We start from the raw sequence: 19,482 nt of genomic DNA, 5'->3' as shown, positions 1-19,482 counted from the left end.
CTATCGCCGACCCGCAGGACTGCACTGACCGCACAGCGGTCGCGGCGTGACGGCGCCCCGTCCGGCCTTGCCGGGTGCTCGACGCGCCAGCCGCCGACAAGCCCAGGGTCAGCGCTTGGCGATGTAGAGGTCGCACGCTGCGGTGACGGCGTCGGCCCCAGGTCGGTCGGTGCCGCGCAGGTCGCTGATCGTCCACGCCAGGCGCAGGATGCGTCCGTACCCTCGGTTGCTGACCGCCCCGCGGTCGAGCAGCGACCGCGCGGCGGCGATGCTTCGCCGATCGAGCCGGTAGCGGCCGGTGAATAGCTGATCGGCAGGGATCTCGGCGTTGGTGCGGTGGCCCTCGGCCCAGCGGGCGGCCGCTACGGCGCGGGCCATGGCGACACGGGCTGCCACTTCGACGGACGATTCGGCTACCGCGGCGTTGGTCGGGCTGTCGTCGGCGAGGGGGACCCGGATGTCGAGGCGGGAATCCAGGACCAGCAGCCGGTTCTGGTAGCGGCGCCGGTCCGCCTCGCTGCAGCACGGCGTGCCCGCGGTCCCCGCATCGCCGCAGGAACAACGCTGCGACGTCAGGATCAGCTGGAATCGTGCGGGGTTGCGGACGACGCCGCGGGCCGAGGCCAGGAGCACTTCTCCAGAGTCGAGCGGCTGGCGCAGCGCGTACAGGACACGAGGGTCCAAGGCCGGTGCGTCGTCGAGCAGGAGCACTCCCCGGTGGGCCAAGCTCACCACGCCCGGCGTGGTGGCAGCGCCCACGAGAACGCTGACGCTGATACTGCGGTCAGGTGCCTGCAGCGGTGGACGCCGGATGAGGCCGCCAGGCGGCAGCGGCCGGCCAGCGGCGGAATGCAGCGCGGTGACCTGGAGGGCGTCGTCGTCCTCGAGATCCGGTAGCAGGGTCGTCAGGCTACGGGCGAGCAGCCCTGTACCGCTGCCGGCGCCGGTCAGACTCAGATGGTGGCCCCCGGCGGCAGCGACCTCCACGGCGAAGCGCGCTGCGCTCGTCGTCGCCGGCACAGCAACGAGATCGGGCTGATCCGTGCGGGACACCGGCGGGTGCCCGTCGCTGATTCGCGCGGTGTGCTTGACGGTGGAAGCCCAGGCCACGAACCGCGTCAATGAGCCGACGGCGACGATGCGTACGCCGGGGACCCGGGCGGCTTCGTCGGCGTTGGCGCCCGGCACGACCACCGTCGCGATGCCGATGTCCGCGGCCGCGGTCACGAGCGCGACCACGTCCCTGACGGCACGCACGGTGCCGTCGAGGCCGAGTTCACCGAGGATGACCACGTCATGCAGCACCGTCGGTGGAACATGGCCGATGGTGGCGAGCACGGCGGCCGCCGCGGCGAGATCCGTGGTGGAAGGCCCGGTGTGCCGTGCGAGCGGTGAGATCCAGACCTGCGCGCCGGCACGCGTTGATGCCAGGCCGGCGTTGATGAGGGCAGCGCGCACGCGGTCGCGGGTGTGCGGCTGGTCCTGACCGTCAGCGCCGGTGACCATGAATCTGGACGCGCAGGGGGTGGCCTCGACGGAGACGAGACGGATGCTGCCGCTGCTCAGCACCATCGAGCTGGCCGTGACCCGGCTGCCCGGGTGCCCCTCGCGGGTATCAGGTGTCGGTGGTGGGTGTCCTGGTTCGGGCATGGCAATCCTTCCTGCTTCGTCGAACGGAGCCACCGCGCGGCGGCGCTCGGGAGTGGGATGGGTGACGTGCCGGCACGACTGTCTTGCGCTGCGGTATGACGGGTTGGATGTTGCGTTGGCGCGGTCAGTCCGCCGCCACGCTGGGTGGCGTTACGGAGCTGTCGCTGTGCCGGCCTGGAGCGGCGCGAAAGCGAAGCCGAATGGGGCTGACTCACCGCAAGGCGGCGGCTGCCGGCTAGCTGGGCCGCCGCGCGTCGCGGCCTCGCCGGCGCGATCCGCGCCGATCGGGATAAAACATGCCGGGCACGAAGAACGCGGCACCGCCACCGTCAGTCTTGGCGTGGTACAGGGCGATGTCCGCGTCGGACAGGGCACATGCCCAGGACCTGCCGGGCGGCGCGGAAGCGACCCCAGCGCTCCCGCCGACCTGTAGGTGAGCGCCGGGGGTGTGGGCAACGCTGATGGTGGAGGCGACCTCGAAGGCGACGGTCTCGACCACGGTCCGGGTGGTGTCGGGCACGACCAGCGCGCACTCGTCCCCGCCGAGACGCCCCGCCCATCCACCGTGGCGAGTCGCCAACTCGGCCAGTCGGGTACCCAGCGCAGCTAGGAGCCGATCGCCCGCGGGGTGGCCGTACCAGTCGTTGACGGCCTTGAACCGGTTGAGATCCACCACGATGAGGTACCGGTGGCGACGCCCCGCGGTGGTGTAGGCGTCCTCGAGGCCGGCCCGGTTGAGCAGGCCGGTGAGCCGGTCGTGGCTGGCCTCATAGGCGAGGACACTGTTCTGCGCGCGGAGCCGGCGCATGGTGGCGGCCGCGCTGGACCGGCCCGCGGCGGCGCCGAGGACGGCCGCGGCCACACACGGTGCGACAACATGAATCCAGGACATAGGAGACTGTCTCCAGGTCGGAGCCGCCCTCACGGCCTGCGGGGGCGGGATCGGCCGCGAAGACGGTGAGGGCGGTGGGGGAGCGGGCGGCCCGGATGTCGCACCGGTTCCGCTGAACTGTCAGCGGCTGCCGGTGACGATCACCCGGTGGGTAACGGCGGCCGGGTTCAGGCGGCAGCGGCGGCCAGGTGCAGCGCCTGCGTCGCGGTGGTCTCCATCCGGTACGCCGCGTCGGCGTCCGCGACGCTGCGCCCGTAGGAGGTGACGGCCTGCATGACCCCGCCGGCGCTCACGTCGCCGCTGGAGATGAAGTGTGCCAGGATGCCTTGCTGTTGTTCCTCGGTGTAACGCAGCTTCTGCGACACCATCTTGATCGTGTCGTCCGGCTTGGCGACCGGTGTGGAGGCGGCCTTCTCCAGCTCCTGGACCGCGCGGGTGACGAAGTCGACGTCCAGGTAGGCCCGCACGGCGTCGGTGGTCTGCGCGGTGATCAACTCCAGGAGCGTGCGCATGGTCTGCGACGACGGGTTGATGATGCCGTCGGTATCGGTGATGCGGCTGCCGATGTGGGTACGGCTCAGCACGCCCCGGTCGACGGTCTGGCCGTTGCGGCACACCTCGACACGTAACCACGGCGCGACGGTGTACCTGCCGAAGCCGGTTTCGGAGTTGGTCAGCATGAACCCGCCGGAGATGACCGGCAGGTCGCTACCGCGGCGCCCGTCGAACGGCGAGCGGTAGTTGCGCAGCAGGTCCGGCGCCATCACCTGGACCTCGGGGGAGACGAACCGCACGTACATGCGCCGTTCGGTCAGGTCGCAGGATGCCACCTCGACGGCCACGCCCGCCTGGCGGATGCCGTCGAGGGCCGCCATCAGCACGTCGAGGTTGTCGATGCGCAGGAACCGGTCGGATAGAAACGCCCGGGCGACACCGTCACCGGGGGCGGCGGCGGCGGTGTCGTGGTGCAGGCATCGCACCAGGAACCGGCGCTCGTCGTGGGTTAGCCACCCGTTGACGTTCGCGTCCAGCAGCGCCACGTTGTCGCTTGCCATGCGCCGCAGGTAGGCCACGGGGACGCCGAGCTTGTCACCGACACCGCCGAGGGAGATGTCGGTGAGGGTGTATGTGCCGGCGGTCAACGTGACCCCCTCACTGCCCAGCTGCGGCAGGGTGCCCTGGACGACGAGGCGGCCGTCGACGCACTGAATTGCGGCGGCACCGGCGATGATGTCTACTGCCCGGGCCTTCTGATCGTTGAGCAGTCGAGCCATGGTGTTCAGATCGATGTGGCGGTTCGGTGCGACGGCAAGAGTCGGCTGGGCCATGATGTACGTCCTTCGACAGGCGGGCCGCCACATCTGCGGCGGCCAACGGGGACGCTGCCCGTGGGCCGCTGGGCGGCGGCCGGCGGGCGAGCGCGTGCTGGCCCGCACGTACCCGGGCCGGCCCGGAAAGCCGGGCGCAAGGCATCAGGGCGAGAAGATCTCTGGCCGAAGGCCAAGATGTTCTCGAACCGCCTTGCGCCCGACTCTGGGCCGGCCACCGTGCCTGGCCAGCATCGCCGCCCGGTCAACCCGTGCAAGCGTGGCCAACAGAGACGTGACGAAGGCATTCACCAAGTCCTGTGCGGGCACCGCCTCGTCCAGCGTGGTGACCACTGCATGCCGCCCGCGAGCATGCGTCCCGACGCGTGCCTCATCCGATCTGATTCGCACCTGATCCGTCTCAGGCTCTCTGATCCCACCCACCTCCGGCGGCTTCGACTCGTCGATATCACTGGGCGATTTTGGGGGAGGCGCGGGGGCCGCGGGTTGGGCGAGTTAATGGTGGCGCGCAGTGCCGCGCCAGCTCGGCACCGAACTCCTTCTGGCCGACGAGATCCCCATCCTCAACCTGCCATCCGCGGTGGAGCGGAAAGCTCTGACCGGCTGAAATAGGTGGCTGAACGGATCCCTGCCGCGTCCGTCTACACCGGCGATTGGTGAGCTGTCTGCTTCTCGGGCAGTTCACCGGTCGTCAGCGGGTCCGAGGATCTCCACTGCCAGGGTCGCCAGGTCTTCCGGTTCGTCCGGCGTGTAGCGCCTGTCCTCCGTTCCGTCTTTGAAGTGGCGTCGCAGCGCCGCGTACTGTCCGGGGTCGAGCCGATCACGGTGATTACGTAGGGTGCGAAGCAGAATGATCCGGAAGTTTCGTCGCGACTCGACGCCGGTTGGCGGGAAGCCGCGCCGAGCAATCTCGATGGCCACGCCGAATGCGTCGATCACTTCCTCGACCCGGGATTCGGTGGAGACCAGCAGCCAGAGCCTGATCAGTGACTGCGCCGCCGAGATTGCTTGATCCTCCCAATAGCCGTGCACCATCACGACTGCATCCTCGACCGCTGCCGCTAACGGCTCGAGCGCATGCTTGGCCAGGTCGTCGAGCGGATCGCAGTGGAAGTTGGCCTGCCACTGTCTGAGCCGGTCGTTCTCGTTGTTCCAACAGAACTGTCCGCGGACGAACTCCGGAAACTTCTTGTCCGCCGTAAGCACGTCCCGAGTCCAGTACAGATCCGACCGTGGGACAGGCGTGTCGGGCCACCCTCGGTCCCGTGAGAACACGAGCACGCGTTGCTCTCCGGCCCACGACCGATGCACGCGGATGGTGCCTACCAGCCGGCTCCATGCGTCGGCCCGCAATTGCGACCTCCAGAGCAGCGTTACCTGCCGCCACTCGTCGATCCGTTCGTCGGCCTCCGGAAAGAGGTCGTCGGTGGTGAACGGTGAGCCGATCGCTACGAGGAGCAGGACGAGATTGGCCGAGTAGACCGCGTAGCGGGCCGGGGCGGACAGCGGGGCCGGCGAGTAGTCGGCGAAGCGGTCACGTTCCCGCGGCTTAAGAGCATGCCGGAACAGGTGCAGCAGCATGTCGCGGAGCATGTCCCGCCGAGATTCGTCCCAGCCGACGAGCCTGCCGCTGAGGAAATCCAGTGTGGTCTGCCTCTGGCTGATCGTCGCGAACGACAGCAACGCATGCAGGAAGCCGTCCTCGGTCGGCGCGACGCGGCTGCGGCGGCTTTGCCGGAGGGCGTCGTCAACGAGGTCGGCCAGTTCCCGTTCGAGCGCCCGGGCTCCGAGGTATTCGCCGAACGTCGCGTGCAGGAACTCGTACGTCTGCAATGCCTGACCGTCGCGCCGCGCGCGAGCCTCGTGGATGAAGAAGAAGCGGCCCAGCACGGTCTCCCCGACCGTCAGCATCCGGCGCACGTTCGCCGCCAGGCCGACAGCGCCGGACCCGAGAAGGACCGGGAGGTCGGCGTTGAGGTCGGCCTCGGTCACCCACTGCCGTCCGCGGTTGAGACTGGCGAAAGCCACGAGTGACAGCCGCAGCAGTTCCTCCTCGACCATAGCCTCAACGTCGTTCTCCGAATTACCGGCGGCCACCTTCATCACCTCCCGCCGAGCGAACCGCCTCAGCAACCGCTCGTATAGATCGCCTTGGTCGAGGTCGGTGTCGACTCCGCCGGTGAGCGCGTTCTCCTGGGCGTCGTAGATCGCGAGCATCAGCAATAGCAGCGGCTGCGACGCCAGCTCCGGCTGGCGGATCACGGCGGCGAGCGTAAGCGGCCGCAGATCCCGGGCTCGAAAGTAGGACTCGTTCGTGCTGTTCCAAACGGTCAGCCACCGCGAGATTTGATCTTCGTTGAACGGCTCCAGGCGCAGCGCCACCGTGCCCGCCACCGCGCGGGCCCGATCCGCCACCGCCGTGCGCGTCGTGACCACGACCGCGACCGGCCGGCCCCCGGCGGCTTCCCGGCGCTGGAACCGTTCGACGTTCAGCAGGTAGTCCCACTGGCTCACCCCGGTCGCCTGCAGCAGCTCGTCGAAACCGTCCAACAGCACCACGGGAAGCGCCCCTGGAATGGCGCCCACCACCTCCGGCCACGTCGCCCGCTCCCCCGTCGCGTCGAGAATCGCGTGCTCGATCTGCACCTGCAGGCTCGCGTCGGCGGGCACATCGCGCAGCGACACCCGGACCACCGCGAAGTCTTCGGGCGGTAGCGTTGCCGCGAGCATCCGGGTAAGCAGCGACTTGCCCGAACCCGGCTGGCCGAGCAGCAACAGCGGCCCGGCGGTGGCTGACGGCGAAGTCAGGTGCCCCACCAGGTAGCGCATCAAATCGTCCTGGACAGGCCGCTCCTCCCACCAATCCTCGCTGGCGAGCGGATCATGGGGTGCCACGGCAGAGACCCGGAACGACGGGTTGATGTAGGAGGAGGCGATGTCCGGGATATCCGGAACGGCGTCGTCGCCCTCGGCATCGAGTACCCGCTCCTGAAGTGCTGCGTGATATGCCCGGGACAGTGCCGTCCGCTTCTCGACCGCGGCGCGCTGCGGGCCGAGTGAGCCGATCGACTCCCGGAGCGCGGCCACACCGATCGTGAGCTCGTCCATCCGGGCACGAGTCGCCTGGTGGTCCACCAAGTTCACCCAGAACCCAAATTCCGAGACGTCTCCGGCCATCCGCCGGAACCCGGTCTCGTAGTCGGCCAGCGCCCGCTCGACGACGGCACCGTGCAGAGCACCGGTCACGGCCGCGCGCTCCGTCTCACTTAGCCGCTCCCACGAGGCTAGACCGGTGAGGAAACGCTCCACCGAGTCGGACAACCGCCGATAGAACCGCTCCAGCTCACCGACGAGCTGCTCGTACGGCTGGTGCGGCGCGGGCATCGGCACGTCGCTGTGCAGCAGCGCGCGGGCCAGGTCTCCCAGCCGTTCCCCCTTCGGCCGATGCCCGGCGACCAGATGCACCAGCTCAACCCCGGTGACCTCGCGCTTCGGCAATGCCCCGAAATAGCTGCCCACCACTAGCGCGGCATGCCCGGCCGCGAGCCTCTGCGTCCGGTCGATCCGGTTCAGCCCGGCAGCCAGATCCCCCAGGTCGCTGACCAGGCCCTGAGTCGTCCGGAACAGCTCGGCTTTCGCGTCGAACAGACTGATGGCGAGCTCACTGCCCCCACCCGTCGCCGCTAGCAGGAATCCGCCGGCAGCCCGGTCCAGCACCGCCAGCACCTGACTCTGCCCGCTCAAAATGCGTACCGCGTCCGCGTAAGACAGCGCTCGACTCATAACGCCAGCCTGCCCGCCGAGCCGATCGGCCGAAAGTCACCGCGACCGGATTCCGTCATATGTTGGCACGGCGGTGACCTCCACCGAGCAAAGATCAGATCCACTGAGACAATCCGGAGTCTCGCCCGTCTCAGCCAATCTGATCCGAGTAGCTCAGTGACCATCAAGCCGGAGCAGATTCACTCAGAACCCACAATGGCGGGCCCGGCCAGGTGGAAGCAATGCGGCAATGAGTGTCATCCGCCTGCCACCGTCGCTGGCGATCCCTCAGGCCGGATCGGCTACGACCCGGTTGCGGCCGCTGCGCTTCGCCGCGTACAGGTTCCGGTCCGCCGCGGCGAGTAGCGCCGACGGTGTGCTGCCGCCGTCGGCCGCGGTCGTGACGCCGATGCTGGCGGTGACCGGCAGGTCGCCGGTGAGCGGCCGCCATGCGTGCCCGGCGATCGTGCGGCGCAGCCGCTCGCAGCGCCGCACCGCCTCGCCGGCGTCGACTTCCGGCAGGACGAGGAGGAACTCCTCGCCGCCGAGCCGGGCGACGATTCCGTTCTCCGGCGCCGCGGCAGCGAGAAGGCGGGCGACCTCCTGGAGCACTGCGTCTCCGGCTGCGTGCGCGAGAGTGTCATTGATGCGCTTGAAGTGGTCAAGGTCGACCAGGGCCGCCGACACCGGTAGCCGGCCGGCCGCGGCGTCCTCCAGAACCTCCCCGAGTCGATCGTCCACGAAACGGCGGTTGTGCAGGCCGGTGAGGGCGTCGCGTAGGGCGAGTTCCCGGAAGCGCACGCTTTCCCGGCGGGCCTCCTCGATCTCGAAGACGACCTGGAGCGCCCGGGCGCGGGCCTCCCGCTCGGCGGACTGGAGTGCCTGAGTCTCGGAGTGGAAGCGCTGGTACTCCTCGTAGGCGTCGCGGTACCGGTCGGTGGCTGCGTACAGGCGGGCCTGCTCCTCGCGTACCCGGGCTCGGGTCGCCGCCAGTTGACGCTCGTCACAGAAGCGGGCCGCCCGATCGAGGGTGACCTGGGCCTGCGCCACGGCACCACGCAGACGCTGGGCCTCCGCGGCGGTTAGCAGGCATTCCGCCAGTGCTTTGCCTTCGTCCAGCAGGTCGTCCCGGGTGCCCTCCAGGACGGGGCTCAGGGTTGCCTCCGCCTCGGCGTACCGGCCCCGGCTGAGCTCGACGCGGGCGATCGTGTCCAGCTCGGTGGCGGCCAGCCGGATCCCGTACGCCCGCATCCGCTCGATCAGCTCCTGCGCTCGGTCGAGATGGCCGTAGCTGTACTCGGTGTAGGCGAGGTTGTTGAGGATCTGGAGGGACAGTTCAGAGTCGCCGAGGGTGCCGGCGACGTCGAGTGCTTCGGTGAAGCGCCGGCGGGCCTCGGCTTGCGAGCCGTTGACGTCGAGCATCACGGCCAGCATCGAGAGGTGCCTCGCGCGGACCTGCGCCGGCGCGTCCTCACCGGTGTGCGCCACGCACTGCACAGCGTGCGCCAGCGCTTCGCCGGAATCGCCGAGGTGGTAGAAGAAGAGCGCGAGCTGCCGGTGGCTGCGTGCGACCAGGTAGGCGCTGCCGTGCTCGGTGCTCCACGCGAGCGCCTCGTGCGCGATCCGGCCCGCCGCCGCCATGTCGCCGTTGAGTGCGAAGAGGTCGGCCCGGGCCAGCCGGGCACGGATCACCAGGTCAGGCCGGTCCAGCTCGGCGGCGAGCCGCTCGGCCCGTACCACGGGCCCGGCGATCTCCCGGTATCGGGCGGGAGCCATTGTCTCGATCTTCCGCAGCGCGGTGTCGAGCCGCGCGGCGGCCTGCGGGGCCGTCGCCGACAGGTCGATCAGGGTGGCGACCGGCGGTTCCTGCGCCACGTGAGCCCGCACTGTCGCCTCCTTCGCCGCCCCCGATCATCTAACAGCGGAGCAGGCCCCGCCCTGGGATGCGCGGATCCCGCACACCGCCGGTCAAGAGGCTAACAACCATCGATCTTTCTGGAACGCTTGCGACACTCGCTCCGGTCCTGCCGGCTCGCCGCGAACGAGTGCCTGAGAGCGAGCATGCCCGCGAACCTGAGGAACGCTGTCGGGTCTGCGACCATGCTGGCCGAGGGAGAGCAGCCTGCACCGCGCCAGGCGCCGGCGGCGGCGAGCCCTTCATCTAGGTTCCTAGGATGCTCAGCGCAAGGTGAAGTGCACCGGTTCGCCAAGGCGGCGCGGTGCCGGCAGCGACCGGCACCCGGGCACCGAAGCGCCGCCACCACGGTCGCGAGACGTGGGTCTCCTGCAGCGGTTCCACCAGCCGCCTCGACGAATCGGTCGCTGAGTCGGCCATCGTCGAGATGCCGACGACCTCGCAGGCCTGCAGTTCTTGCGTTTACCCCGCCCCGTGACGGTGGCTGGTGTCAGTCGGCTAGGGGCCGCCAGCGGGTGACGGAGCGGGCTGCGGCGAGGCCGCAGGCGAGGCTGAGTAGCAGGGCGATGGTGGCTACCGAGGCGAAGCCGATGCCGAGCAGTTCGTAAGAGATGCTGCCGACCCGACGGATCTGCAGGGTGAGGAAGCCGAGGAACGCGGCGGTGATCGACCCGATGATCCCAGCAGCGAGGAGAGGTACGCCGAGGTTCCAAATCGCCACGCCGACATATAGGCGAGGGGTCGCGTCGTAGGTGCCGAGGACGCCGAGGGATTTGGCGTGGCTGAGGAACATCGCGGCGGCGGCGAGGGCGCCGGCCAGGGTCAGGATGATCAGTCCGAGGGCGCCGAAGGTGAGTAGCCAGTCGAAGACGGCGGCGCCGGCCAGGCCGCCGGCGATCCATTCCTGTCCGGGGTAGGAGACGTAGGGCTTGGTGAGGTGGGCGTAGGCCGCTGCGGCGACCGCGTCGGTGTTCATGCCGGCGTCGGTGGCGACCAGGAACCCGGTGACGGCGCTGCCTTCGGGCAGGCTGGTGGTTACCTGGCTGTCGCGCCCGGAGATGTCGGTACCTTGTTGCACCCACCTGCCTGTCGGGTTGATCTGGGCGTAGGCGCTGCGCATGTCGACCGGTGTGGTGCTGCAGTTCTGCAGGCGACCGAGGTGGGCCAGGGCGGGGCAGGGGCCGACGAGAACGGTTTGGTCGCCGACGGCGACGGCTTGGACGACGCGGTCCGGGCCGACCTGCTGGGCGAAGGCGCGGGCGCCTTCTGTGTCAGCGGTGGACCGGACAACGGCCAGCTTGTCGCTGACGTTCAAGTCTGTGCTGGTGGATTGTCCGGCCAGTCCGCGAGTTTGCTGGATGATCCAGGCCTGTTGGACCTGGACCTGCACGAGCAGGCCGAGGCCGACGACGAACGCGGCGCAGAGCCGGGCCACCAGGGTGGGTCGCATGGTCAACCAGCGGCCACCCACGATGGCACCAGGGGAGTTGGTAGTGGCTCCGAGCCGGGCGATGACGCGGCCACCGTACGCGGCGGCGGCGGCGAGTACAGAGGGCAGGGAGGCGAGGACCACGGCGGTACCGATGAGGAAGGCGACCAGGCCGACGGAGTACCGGGATGCTGATTCGCCGCGGGCGGTCATCGCGCCCCAGGTGGCGACGGCCAGCGACAGGGGGAACGTCGCGCGGATGTAGCCGCGGTACTTCTCGCGTACCCGCCGGGGGCGGGTCTCTCCGCGGGCCCGGCTGCGTAGTTGCATGGTGACGACCAGTGCGAGGATCGCTGCGAGCGCCGCAATGCTCAGGGGCGCGAGCCAGTTCCGGGCCGCCGCCATGTCGCCGGTCTCGGCGAGGTAGCCGGTTATGGGCACGCGCACATCGACGGTGGTGGCGAGGAAGGCGAGCGCGGCGCCGGCCAGGACCCCTGTGATCGCGGGGAGCAGAGCTTCGCCGATAAGGACCCAGACACGAGCCGAGGTGGGGGCTCCCAGGGCGTCGAGCATCGCGAGTCGCCGGTCGCGCACGTCGGCGTTGCTACGCACCGCCAACAGCAGCAGCAGGGCCACGGGCAACAGGATGACGAACGCGATGACCACGTAGATGTCGAGCACGGTCCACTTCTGGAAGCCCTCCACGGTGACCGCGGAGCGTTCTGCGCTCATCTGTGCGGCGTCGACGCCGAAGTGGGAGATGTCGATGAGGCCCCCGTGGGCGGTGAACGGCTGGTCGGTGCGTGGACGGTAGTAGGCGAGTTTCTCCGTCGGATTGGCCAGCCCCGCATGGCTGATGGTGCCGGCGAACGTGCCGTACCGAGAGGTCAACGTCGTCGCTTGCGGACCGGTGGCCAGTTCGGGGGAGAGGAACACCTCGCCGGGCTCGGGCCAGCGCGGCAGGCCCGGCGGTGGCGGCGCATCCGGCCGGGTGGGTGAGACATACAGGATGAGGAACTGGCGATTCTCCACGAAGTCGGAGTGGATCATCCACTTGGCGACCGGCGGTGCCTTGGTCACCTCGACGAAGGCCGGTTCGCGGGCAGCCACCCGCTCCACGCTGGCCTCGGAGACGGCATGGACGGTGGCCAGCAGCGCGAAGGCGAGAACCGTGAACAGGCCGGCGACGAACAGCGCCCAGCGGTGCACGGTTCCGCCTGCACCGGCGCGGCGGCCCGCACCGCGCCCGACGGTGAGCAGGACCAGCATCGAGCTCACGGGGCGACCGCCAGGCTGCCGCTGGCCGAGCGCAGGGCCACAATGTGGTCGGCGCGGGCCGCGACCTCGCTGTTGTGCGTGACGACCACCAGCGCGCAGCCGTACTTCTTCGGCAAGTCGAACAGCAGGTCGGAGACCGCGTCGGCGCCGGCCTGGTCGAGTGATCCGGTCGGTTCGTCGGCCAGGACGACGGCCGGTTGTGAGACCAGCGCCCGTGCCACGGCGACGCGCTGGCGTTCGCCGCCGGACAGCGTCGCCGTCGCTGCCTCGGTCAACGCTTCCAAGCCAAGGTCTGCCAGAAGCGCTCGTGCCCTGTCATAGGCCTCGCGGCGTCGCCCGCCCGCGAGCAGGACGGGAAGCGCGATGTTCTCCAGCAAGGTCAGCTCGGGCAGCAGCTCCCCGAACTGATAGACGATGCCGATGTCGCGCAGGCGTACTGCTGCTCGGGCCCGGGGCTTCATGGTCGTCAGTTCGCTGCCGTTGATGCGGATCGTGCCGGCGTCAACCTCGATGATCCCGGCGATACACATCAACAGGGTGGTCTTTCCCGAGCCGCTCGGGCCGGTGATGGCGACGGAACGGCCGCGCGGCACGGCGAGCTGCAGGTCGTCCAGGATCACTCTGTTGTCGACCGAGTAGCGCAGGTCGCGGGCTTCGATGGCCGCCTCGTCCGCCATTGCTCTCCCTCACGAGGACACGCGGCGTGAACGAGACCCGTTCACGCCGCGGTCGATCAATCACTCTGGCTCTGACGCGTCGTAACGCTGCGGTAGTTTACCGATACTTTGTGGAGCTGCAGGTGTTCGGACCCGCGTCGTCGGTGCAGTGGTTGAAGCGTTGCACCAGGTTCCCGGTGATCCCGGTCGACTCGAACTCACCGCATCCACCGGAGACCCGCCAGACCTGCGGCGTGCCGATGTCGCGCTTGAAGTCGGAGTACACATCGTTGTTGTCGCAGTTGTCGTCGAAAACAGCGATACCCTTCCAGCCGTCATACTCCTCCGTATGGCCGCCATAGGTCGACGCGGAAACATTGGCGTATACAGAGGAGGGAACGGTCCAGGCGAGAATGCCGATGGCCAATGCCGCGGCTACTTTCACGGGCTTCACAATACGTCCTCTAGTTCGACTGAAGATGGCGAACGAACGGGCCGCGGATCCGCGTTAACAAACTTCCACGACCGACTCATCATGTCAAGGTCATCTATGTGTTCGATCGTGTCGCGAGGACCACCGCTGCAGCGCCACCCCTCCCGTGCCAACGATCCGAAGACCATCTCTACCTGCGGAAATGACCTCGCCCCGCGTCGGTCACCCTGGATGCATGCCGGCGGCGATGCGGGGCGTCGATCCTGGGTGGAGGGTCGGCGAACGTCGCGAGGATATGAAACAATGGCATCGCCACTGCTGTGCCGATCGGCATGCTTCCGTATGGGTGACGTCAGGCCCAGGGGCTCAGGCGTGTGCCCATGTCCGCCCACTGCCTGACTCGCGAAAGATCACTATATCCATTCGCGCATCTCGATTGACATCGGCCGTCTCGTAGGTAAGTTGGCAGTCTCGTGCACCTAGATGTCACGGGGAGAACGCATGTCGTTACCGCAATCGCTGCGGCTGTCAATCTGGTCCCGGCGGGCAGTGGCCCTGTTGCTAGCGATGATCTGTGTCGGCGCGACCACCACCATCACGGCGCGCCCCGCCCTTGCCGCGCCGGTCTCGAAGCCGCTGGCCATCGGCTCGCTCGATCCCGGCGGGAAGGTGTTGGGAGTCAATGCCACCGCCGTCAACTCGCAGGTGTTCGCCCTGCCCTGGACGGCGGACCCAGCGGCGGCGAACCGCCAGCGGTGGACCTTCGAACTGGTGCTCTACCTGCCTCAGGGATCACGCAACCTGTACCGCATCCGGAACATGGCCGCGCCGAGCCTGTGTCTCGGTGTCGACAACGCCGAGAGCCTGCGCCTGCAGACCTGCAACGACTACGACACCCAGCAGTGGGTGATTCCCCACGCGACGCCCACCACGGGCGGCTACCGGATGCAGATCAAGAAGGGCACCGGGTTCCGCTGCCTCAATCAGGGCGCCAACGGCGTCGACACCCCCGGGGTCATGGGCTGCTTCAACCCGGACCGTCCCACCCAGCTGTGGCGCACTCGCAGCGGGCCCACGTTCTGCTCGAGCTTCGACGTCACCGCGGTCTGCACGTCCTACAACCCGCCGCTGCAGGGGCTCTTCGGGGCCTGGCGACAGAACGAGGTGACCTTCAACGACTTCCGCGCGGCACAGGTCACCCAGTACGTGGCCGGCCGGACCGTGAACCCCCAACTTGTCGACACCATGGCAGACCGGTTCGAGATCGGCTGGCGCAACGTCTACACCCCCGGCAACCCGTCCTCGCCGGCGGTCATCGCCCGCGAAGCGTACTGGTCCGAAAGCGCGCCCGGCTTCTACCAGCAGTTCAGCCTGGCGCAGCAGCCCGACGGCGGACTCGGCAACGGGCAGATGCACTCCTACCTGGCACTGGCCTCGGCAAACGGCAAGGTGGACCTGCTGTACGACTACAACACCGTCGGCACGACCGCCGGCTCCGAGAGTGGCCGGATCAGCTACCTGGAGACCGGGCTGAGCCACAGCGACCAGGGCACTGCGGTGATCCCTACGGGCATCGAGCACCGCACCCAGATCCTCGATGTCACCGGGGTGTGGCGGCGGCCGGCCGCGGCGTCGCTGTCGCTGTATGAAGACCGTCCGTGCTACGGCCCGTCTTGGGGTCTGCCGTTCACCCCTCCGGCTTGCACCAACGGTGCGGTGGTCGTGCGGCAGCCCGCGGAGATGGAGTACTTCACCGTCACCCAGCCATCCGCTGCCCCTGCGCCCGCGTCCGCACCGAACCTAAGCGCCGGCCTGCAGGCCGATGTGCCGCCGACGGTTCTGAACGGCGTTGACCAGCGCACACTCGCGTCCTGCCTGCAGACCTCCCCGGACAACTGCCTCGCCACCGTGCCCGGCCTGGCGCAGTGCGTCGCGCAGCGCAAACAGTGTCGCGCCTGGAATGAGAACCGACAACCGGCGGTCAAGCTGCGCGCGGCCCGCATGACCGCCGCCGAGGCGATTGCCGCAGCCCGCAAGACGCTGCTCACCGACAAGGGCCGTGCCTTGCCGGCCACCGTCCGTCCGCTGACCCGCACGATGACCGCCGGTGACTACACCGCCGCCGACCTGCTCAAGACCGGAGCGAAGGCCACCGACCAGATCATCGTGGTGACCGGCGGGACTCGGGTACGTGCCCCGGAGCCCACCTCCGACGACAGCTCATACGCGGGATTCACCCTCGCCTACCACGTAGCGACGGGAACCCTGCTGCACACCTGCCTCGGCCCGTCCTGCGAGCCGCTCCGATGACGGCACGACAAGGAGCCCATGTGCGTACCTTCTGGAAACGCCTCGCCACCGCCGTGACGGTGATAACCGCGATGCTGGCCGCAGCCACCCCCGCCCTAGCCGCACCACAACCCACCTTCGCATGGGTCGTGACCTCCTCGGAGGGAGCCTGGCCCAGCCCGAAGAACGCCGCACCGCAGACCAACTCCAACCTGCCGGAACCGAACACCGCAGCACCGTCCGGCTCCACCCGGTTCGCGCCCCTGGCCGAACTGCCGGGCGAGCACGCGCTGCGCGACGAATGCGTGAACGCTCACGCCGACGCCGCACGACACGTCGAAGGCTGGATGAAGGACCGTTTCAACCGCTGCTACATGGGCCACCGCAAGATCGAGCTGCGGTGCGTCGGCTGCACCATCATCATCGCGTCCGTGGAGTTCGACTACGTCCTGCTCGGCATGACGTCCAACGGCACCCGGCAGGCCGATTTCGTGCTGACCTTTCACGACTGGGACGCCAAGGGCGGCGTCGAGCGTGAGATCACTCCGATGCGGGTGTCGCTGGGCGGCTGCGGTACCTACATCAGCTGCAACCCTGGCAACGCGGAGACCACGCAGCCTCTCGGTGGCTGGGAGACGGCGCCGCGGTTCCACGCGACGTTTACGTCGGCCGAACAGACCGGCGTCGGCGACGAGTTCCGCGCCCTCTCCACTCCGTCGCTCGGACTCCAGGTCATCCCCGTCAACCCTGAGCACGTGCCCTACGTGGAGACCAACATGACCCGGGCCGAGGTGCGCTTCGACTCCGCCGGCGCGCGGGCCGGCAAGCACCACGGCGCCGTCTTCTCCGACTTCACGCCCACGTTCGACCTGGTCAAGATCGCGCAGGCGGACCACTACGAGGACGGGGTGAAGGAATCGATCCTGCACATCGAGGACGCGCTGTACCGGCCGATCCGCACGTTCCCGTCATTTGTCGGCAAGACCATCCCCGGCCGGTACGACCCTGCGGCGGGCGCCAATCAGTACCCGCTGCATCGGCTGGTCGACTCGAACCTGCAGAGCAAGAACCGAACCACAGCCGGGAAGGTCTGCGACGACGTCTGGGGCCCAGACGGGCGGACACCGGACCTGAACTGCGACGAGTACCCGTTCGCCAGCACCAAGGAAGGTGCCTTCACCGGCAGCACCGTGAGCACCGGCACGGCGGACGGATGGCGTACCTGGCGCGGTTCCTCGCGGCTCATCGGCGAGGTCGACAACCAGGACTCCGGACGGCAATACCTGAACGTTGCCTTCTACCAGGGCAATCGCATCCTCAGCGATGACCCGTTCTTCGTCGAGATCGACCGGTCACCGTCGTCATAGGATGAGGGCCCTGGCGAGTCGTGGAGGGGAGATCCGGTGACCACGGTGGAAGCGCACGTATCGTCACTCGACGGCACCGTGGTGCTGCGTGACGCCGGTGACGACGCCGTGGCAGACATCCGGCTCGCCGCCGAAGCGGCCCGCCAGGGCGGCTCCCAGCGCGGCGGCGGTGGACAAGTCATCGGCGTGGCAGGCGGCGCGCTGATGATCCGCTGCGCGGACCAATACAGCACTCCCAAACTGCTCATTCGAGTGCACCACGCCCCGCCTCCACCGGCCGACGATGCCGGATGGACCTGGCTGCGGCAGGTGGTGATCGTCCTCGAATCCGGACGCCTCGTCCTGGACAGCGGCGGCGAACAGCCAGGCTGGCCCGCAGACGTGCCGGTCGGTGTGCCAGGCCGCTATGCGGTACGGGTCGGGCATCGGGGAAGAGCCGAGTTCCAGCAGGCGGCATCGCAGGTCCGGACCCAGACGCTGAACGCCTCAGCCGAGGACACGGAGGCGGCCTGGGAGTCGCTGCGCGGAATTGAGGCGTACGCGATCGAACTCTGGCCGGAGAACGGCGCCTGATGCGTCGCTGGGCTTCCCTGGCTGTGGCGGTTGCCGCCCTAGCGCTGCTGGCCGTGTCCTTTATGCCTTGGTACCGCAGCGGTTGGGCAGAGTCGCGGGCCGGAGTGCGCAGCTACGAGACCACGCTCGTCAACGCGTGGGGGGCCTCGGCCTGGTGGTCCGCTGGCATCGTGCTCGGCCTGGCAGCCGGCATCGGCTTCCTCTCGACCGCTCGCAGGCGGATCAGAGCCTGGCGTTGGGGTCTTCCCGTCCTGGCCCTGGCCGGCCTGGTCATCATCGTCTGCCGCCGGCTGACCATCGGCGCAGCAAGCCTCACGAGCGCCGGGTGGCAGTCCGGCGGATCAGCCGACATCGGCGACGTCGTCCGCGACGACCTGGTCATCTACCACGCCCCCGGCCGCGACCTGGATGTTGCCTGGGGCTTCCCGGCCGGGGCGGCGGTGATGCTCCTGCTGCTACTCGCATTGGTCGCGGGGACATGGCGGGCACGGACTCCGTCCAGTGACCCTGACGGCGCACTGTAGGCGACGGTCACCCCGACCGCGGCAGCGACGTCATGTCGCCTGTCGGCCTAGTTGGCAGCTCGCGTCAATCGCAGAAGTCAACGGATTCGGCAGCGGGCGACGGCTAACGGCTCCCGCCGTCACTCGGCCCTAACCCCGGCAGAGCCAATACGTAGGGACGTACCAGACGACGATCTCGTTGGCTTTTCGGTGAGGCGCTGACGGTGCTGCGCGGGTACACAACGCGGGCGCGGCCACGTGCGGTCGGCGGCTGGGCGGTGACAGGACTGGACTCAGCGGGGTCAGCCACGGCGCGCTCTGAAGTTCCGGCGTGCGGCGGTCGCGGGATCGTCGACGACTTCGCCGGACGGTTTTCGGCGGCAGGCGGTACAGGCCACCACGTTACCGCAGTGCTTGCACCAGGAGGTTGTGGGACGCAGCCACCAGCCTACGCAAACGCCGACGAGGAGCGCGACCATTGCGGCCAGGACGGTCAAGGCATACGGCGGCATCAGCTCTCCTTCCCGCAAGCCGGCACGCTCACCGGTGGTGCCGGCCGGTAGGTCGCTCCGTCGGGGACTCGGTGCTGCGAAATCGGCGCGGTCAGCAACGGGCTCAGCCGGGGCAGATCGTTGTCATCGTCTTCCGATGGCAGCCACCTCGTGGGGCGTATCGCCTCCGTCAGCGCGCTGATGCGGATCAGGGGCGCGAATGCTGCGAGGACGGACCCGTCGTGCCGCAGCCGTAGACAGTCCAGCCGAACCCATTCCATGGACGGCAGGAGCCGCTGGTCGACGGGGATGCTCTGCACGATCAGCAGCGCCATCCCAGTGCCGTAGCAGTAATCCGCCTGCTTGACAGCCAGTGTCATACCAGGGACGAGTCGGGGCACCGTGACTGGACTCATTGCCACTCCCTCGGTGGACGGCGGCCGGGGATCACGGGGGAAACCGCCGGCCGCCGCCGCTCTGTCGCCCGACTGCGCCTTCGGGGGGCTGCTCGGGCTGATCGCCGACACCGGCCGCCAGACAGGGGGCGACCCGGTCGTCGCAAGCACCTCGGCTTGGTGCTCGACCAGACGCTAAGCGCCCGGGCATTCGGTAAAGGGGAGAATTCCTCCCTCCCCGGAGCACTGCTCGTCGGCGGGACGGGCGCGTACCGTGATCGGTGACACCTCGGGCGGGAAGGCACCCACCATGCACGAAAACGACGAGCTGCCGACATTGACGACCGGTCAGAAAATCAAGGTGTTGCGTCAGCGGGCCGGCATGCCCCGTAAGGTGCTCGCCGGGATGGTCGGCAAGTCGAGCGACTGGGTCAAGAGCGTCGAGACCGGCCGCATCATGACTCCTCGCCTGACTGTGAGGCTGGTGGTGTCGGCTCATTGATGATGGGCTGGCGGCTGGC

The 19,482-nt window shown here is 68.8% G+C and carries 14 protein-coding genes; 5 read left to right on the top strand and 9 right to left on the bottom strand.

Features of this window, described 5'->3' with window-relative positions; genetic code table 11:
• Positions 1 to 108: 108 nt before the first annotated feature.
• From IEY99_RS30840 to IEY99_RS30805, 8 genes are all read right to left on the bottom strand, one after another.
• The gene (locus IEY99_RS30840) at positions 109 to 1,572 is read right to left on the bottom strand and encodes an ATP-binding protein (protein ID WP_189207634.1); all 1,464 of its coding nucleotides are present in this window, start codon (positions 1,570 to 1,572) and stop codon (positions 109 to 111) included.
• 313 nt (positions 1,573 to 1,885) lie between these two features.
• Positions 1,886 to 2,542 carry a GGDEF domain-containing protein gene (locus IEY99_RS30835; protein WP_189207633.1) on the bottom strand — a complete coding sequence of 219 codons (657 nt, stop codon included), beginning with the start codon at positions 2,540 to 2,542 and terminating at the stop codon, positions 1,886 to 1,888.
• Positions 2,543 to 2,709: 167 nt separating this feature from the next.
• The gene (locus IEY99_RS30830; RefSeq protein WP_189207632.1) at positions 2,710 to 3,870 is read right to left on the bottom strand and encodes a DUF932 domain-containing protein; all 1,161 of its coding nucleotides are present in this window, start codon (positions 3,868 to 3,870) and stop codon (positions 2,710 to 2,712) included.
• Positions 3,871 to 4,551: 681 nt separating this feature from the next.
• The gene (locus IEY99_RS30825) at positions 4,552 to 7,653 is read right to left on the bottom strand and encodes an NACHT domain-containing protein (RefSeq protein WP_189207631.1); all 3,102 of its coding nucleotides are present in this window, start codon (positions 7,651 to 7,653) and stop codon (positions 4,552 to 4,554) included.
• 267 nt (positions 7,654 to 7,920) lie between these two features.
• Positions 7,921 to 9,519 carry a GGDEF domain-containing protein gene (locus IEY99_RS30820; RefSeq protein WP_229799399.1) on the bottom strand — a complete coding sequence of 533 codons (1,599 nt, stop codon included), beginning with the start codon at positions 9,517 to 9,519 and terminating at the stop codon, positions 7,921 to 7,923.
• A 518-nt stretch (positions 9,520 to 10,037) separates the two neighbouring features.
• Positions 10,038 to 12,245, bottom strand: a complete 2,208-nt coding sequence (locus IEY99_RS30815; RefSeq protein WP_268245157.1) for an FtsX-like permease family protein — start codon at positions 12,243 to 12,245, stop codon at positions 10,038 to 10,040.
• A 5-nt stretch (positions 12,246 to 12,250) separates the two neighbouring features.
• On the bottom strand, positions 12,251 to 12,931 hold the full coding sequence (locus IEY99_RS30810; protein WP_189207629.1) for an ABC transporter ATP-binding protein: 681 nt from the start codon (positions 12,929 to 12,931) through the stop codon (positions 12,251 to 12,253).
• A 97-nt stretch (positions 12,932 to 13,028) separates the two neighbouring features.
• Positions 13,029 to 13,355 carry a hypothetical protein gene (locus IEY99_RS30805; protein WP_189207628.1) on the bottom strand — a complete coding sequence of 109 codons (327 nt, stop codon included), beginning with the start codon at positions 13,353 to 13,355 and terminating at the stop codon, positions 13,029 to 13,031.
• 489 nt (positions 13,356 to 13,844) lie between these two features.
• On the opposite strand from IEY99_RS30805, the gene IEY99_RS30800 reads away from it, so the two are divergent.
• From IEY99_RS30800 to IEY99_RS30785, 4 genes are all read left to right on the top strand, one after another.
• Entirely contained in the window at positions 13,845 to 15,653 is a 1,809-nt protein-coding gene (locus IEY99_RS30800) for an RICIN domain-containing protein (RefSeq protein WP_189207627.1), read from the top strand.
• Positions 15,654 to 15,673: 20 nt separating this feature from the next.
• Positions 15,674 to 16,999: a NucA/NucB deoxyribonuclease domain-containing protein gene (locus IEY99_RS30795; RefSeq protein WP_189207626.1), complete on the top strand. Its 1,326-nt coding sequence runs from the start codon at positions 15,674 to 15,676 to the stop codon at positions 16,997 to 16,999.
• A gap of 36 nt (positions 17,000 to 17,035) precedes the next feature.
• Positions 17,036 to 17,572: a hypothetical protein gene (locus IEY99_RS30790; protein ID WP_229799398.1), complete on the top strand. Its 537-nt coding sequence runs from the start codon at positions 17,036 to 17,038 to the stop codon at positions 17,570 to 17,572.
• Positions 17,573 to 17,676: 104 nt separating this feature from the next.
• Positions 17,677 to 18,096 carry a hypothetical protein gene (locus tag IEY99_RS30785; RefSeq protein WP_189207624.1) on the top strand — a complete coding sequence of 140 codons (420 nt, stop codon included), beginning with the start codon at positions 17,677 to 17,679 and terminating at the stop codon, positions 18,094 to 18,096.
• 490 nt (positions 18,097 to 18,586) lie between these two features.
• Here the strand turns inward: IEY99_RS30785 and IEY99_RS30780 are convergent, their stop codons facing one another.
• Positions 18,587 to 18,901 (bottom strand): hypothetical protein, encoded by a 315-nt coding sequence (locus tag IEY99_RS30780; protein WP_189207623.1) that lies wholly within the window; start codon positions 18,899 to 18,901, stop codon positions 18,587 to 18,589.
• A 334-nt stretch (positions 18,902 to 19,235) separates the two neighbouring features.
• Between IEY99_RS30780 and IEY99_RS30775 the strand changes: the two genes are divergently transcribed.
• Positions 19,236 to 19,463, top strand: a complete 228-nt coding sequence (locus IEY99_RS30775; RefSeq protein WP_229799397.1) for a helix-turn-helix domain-containing protein — start codon at positions 19,236 to 19,238, stop codon at positions 19,461 to 19,463.
• The last annotated feature ends 19 nt before the right edge of the window (positions 19,464 to 19,482 follow it).

Source organism: Couchioplanes azureus, assembly GCF_014648355.1.
Taxonomy (GTDB): domain Bacteria; phylum Actinomycetota; class Actinomycetes; order Mycobacteriales; family Micromonosporaceae; genus Actinoplanes; species Actinoplanes azureus.
Note: the sequence above shows the minus strand (reverse complement) of the source record. Positions and strands in the feature narration are given on the sequence as shown.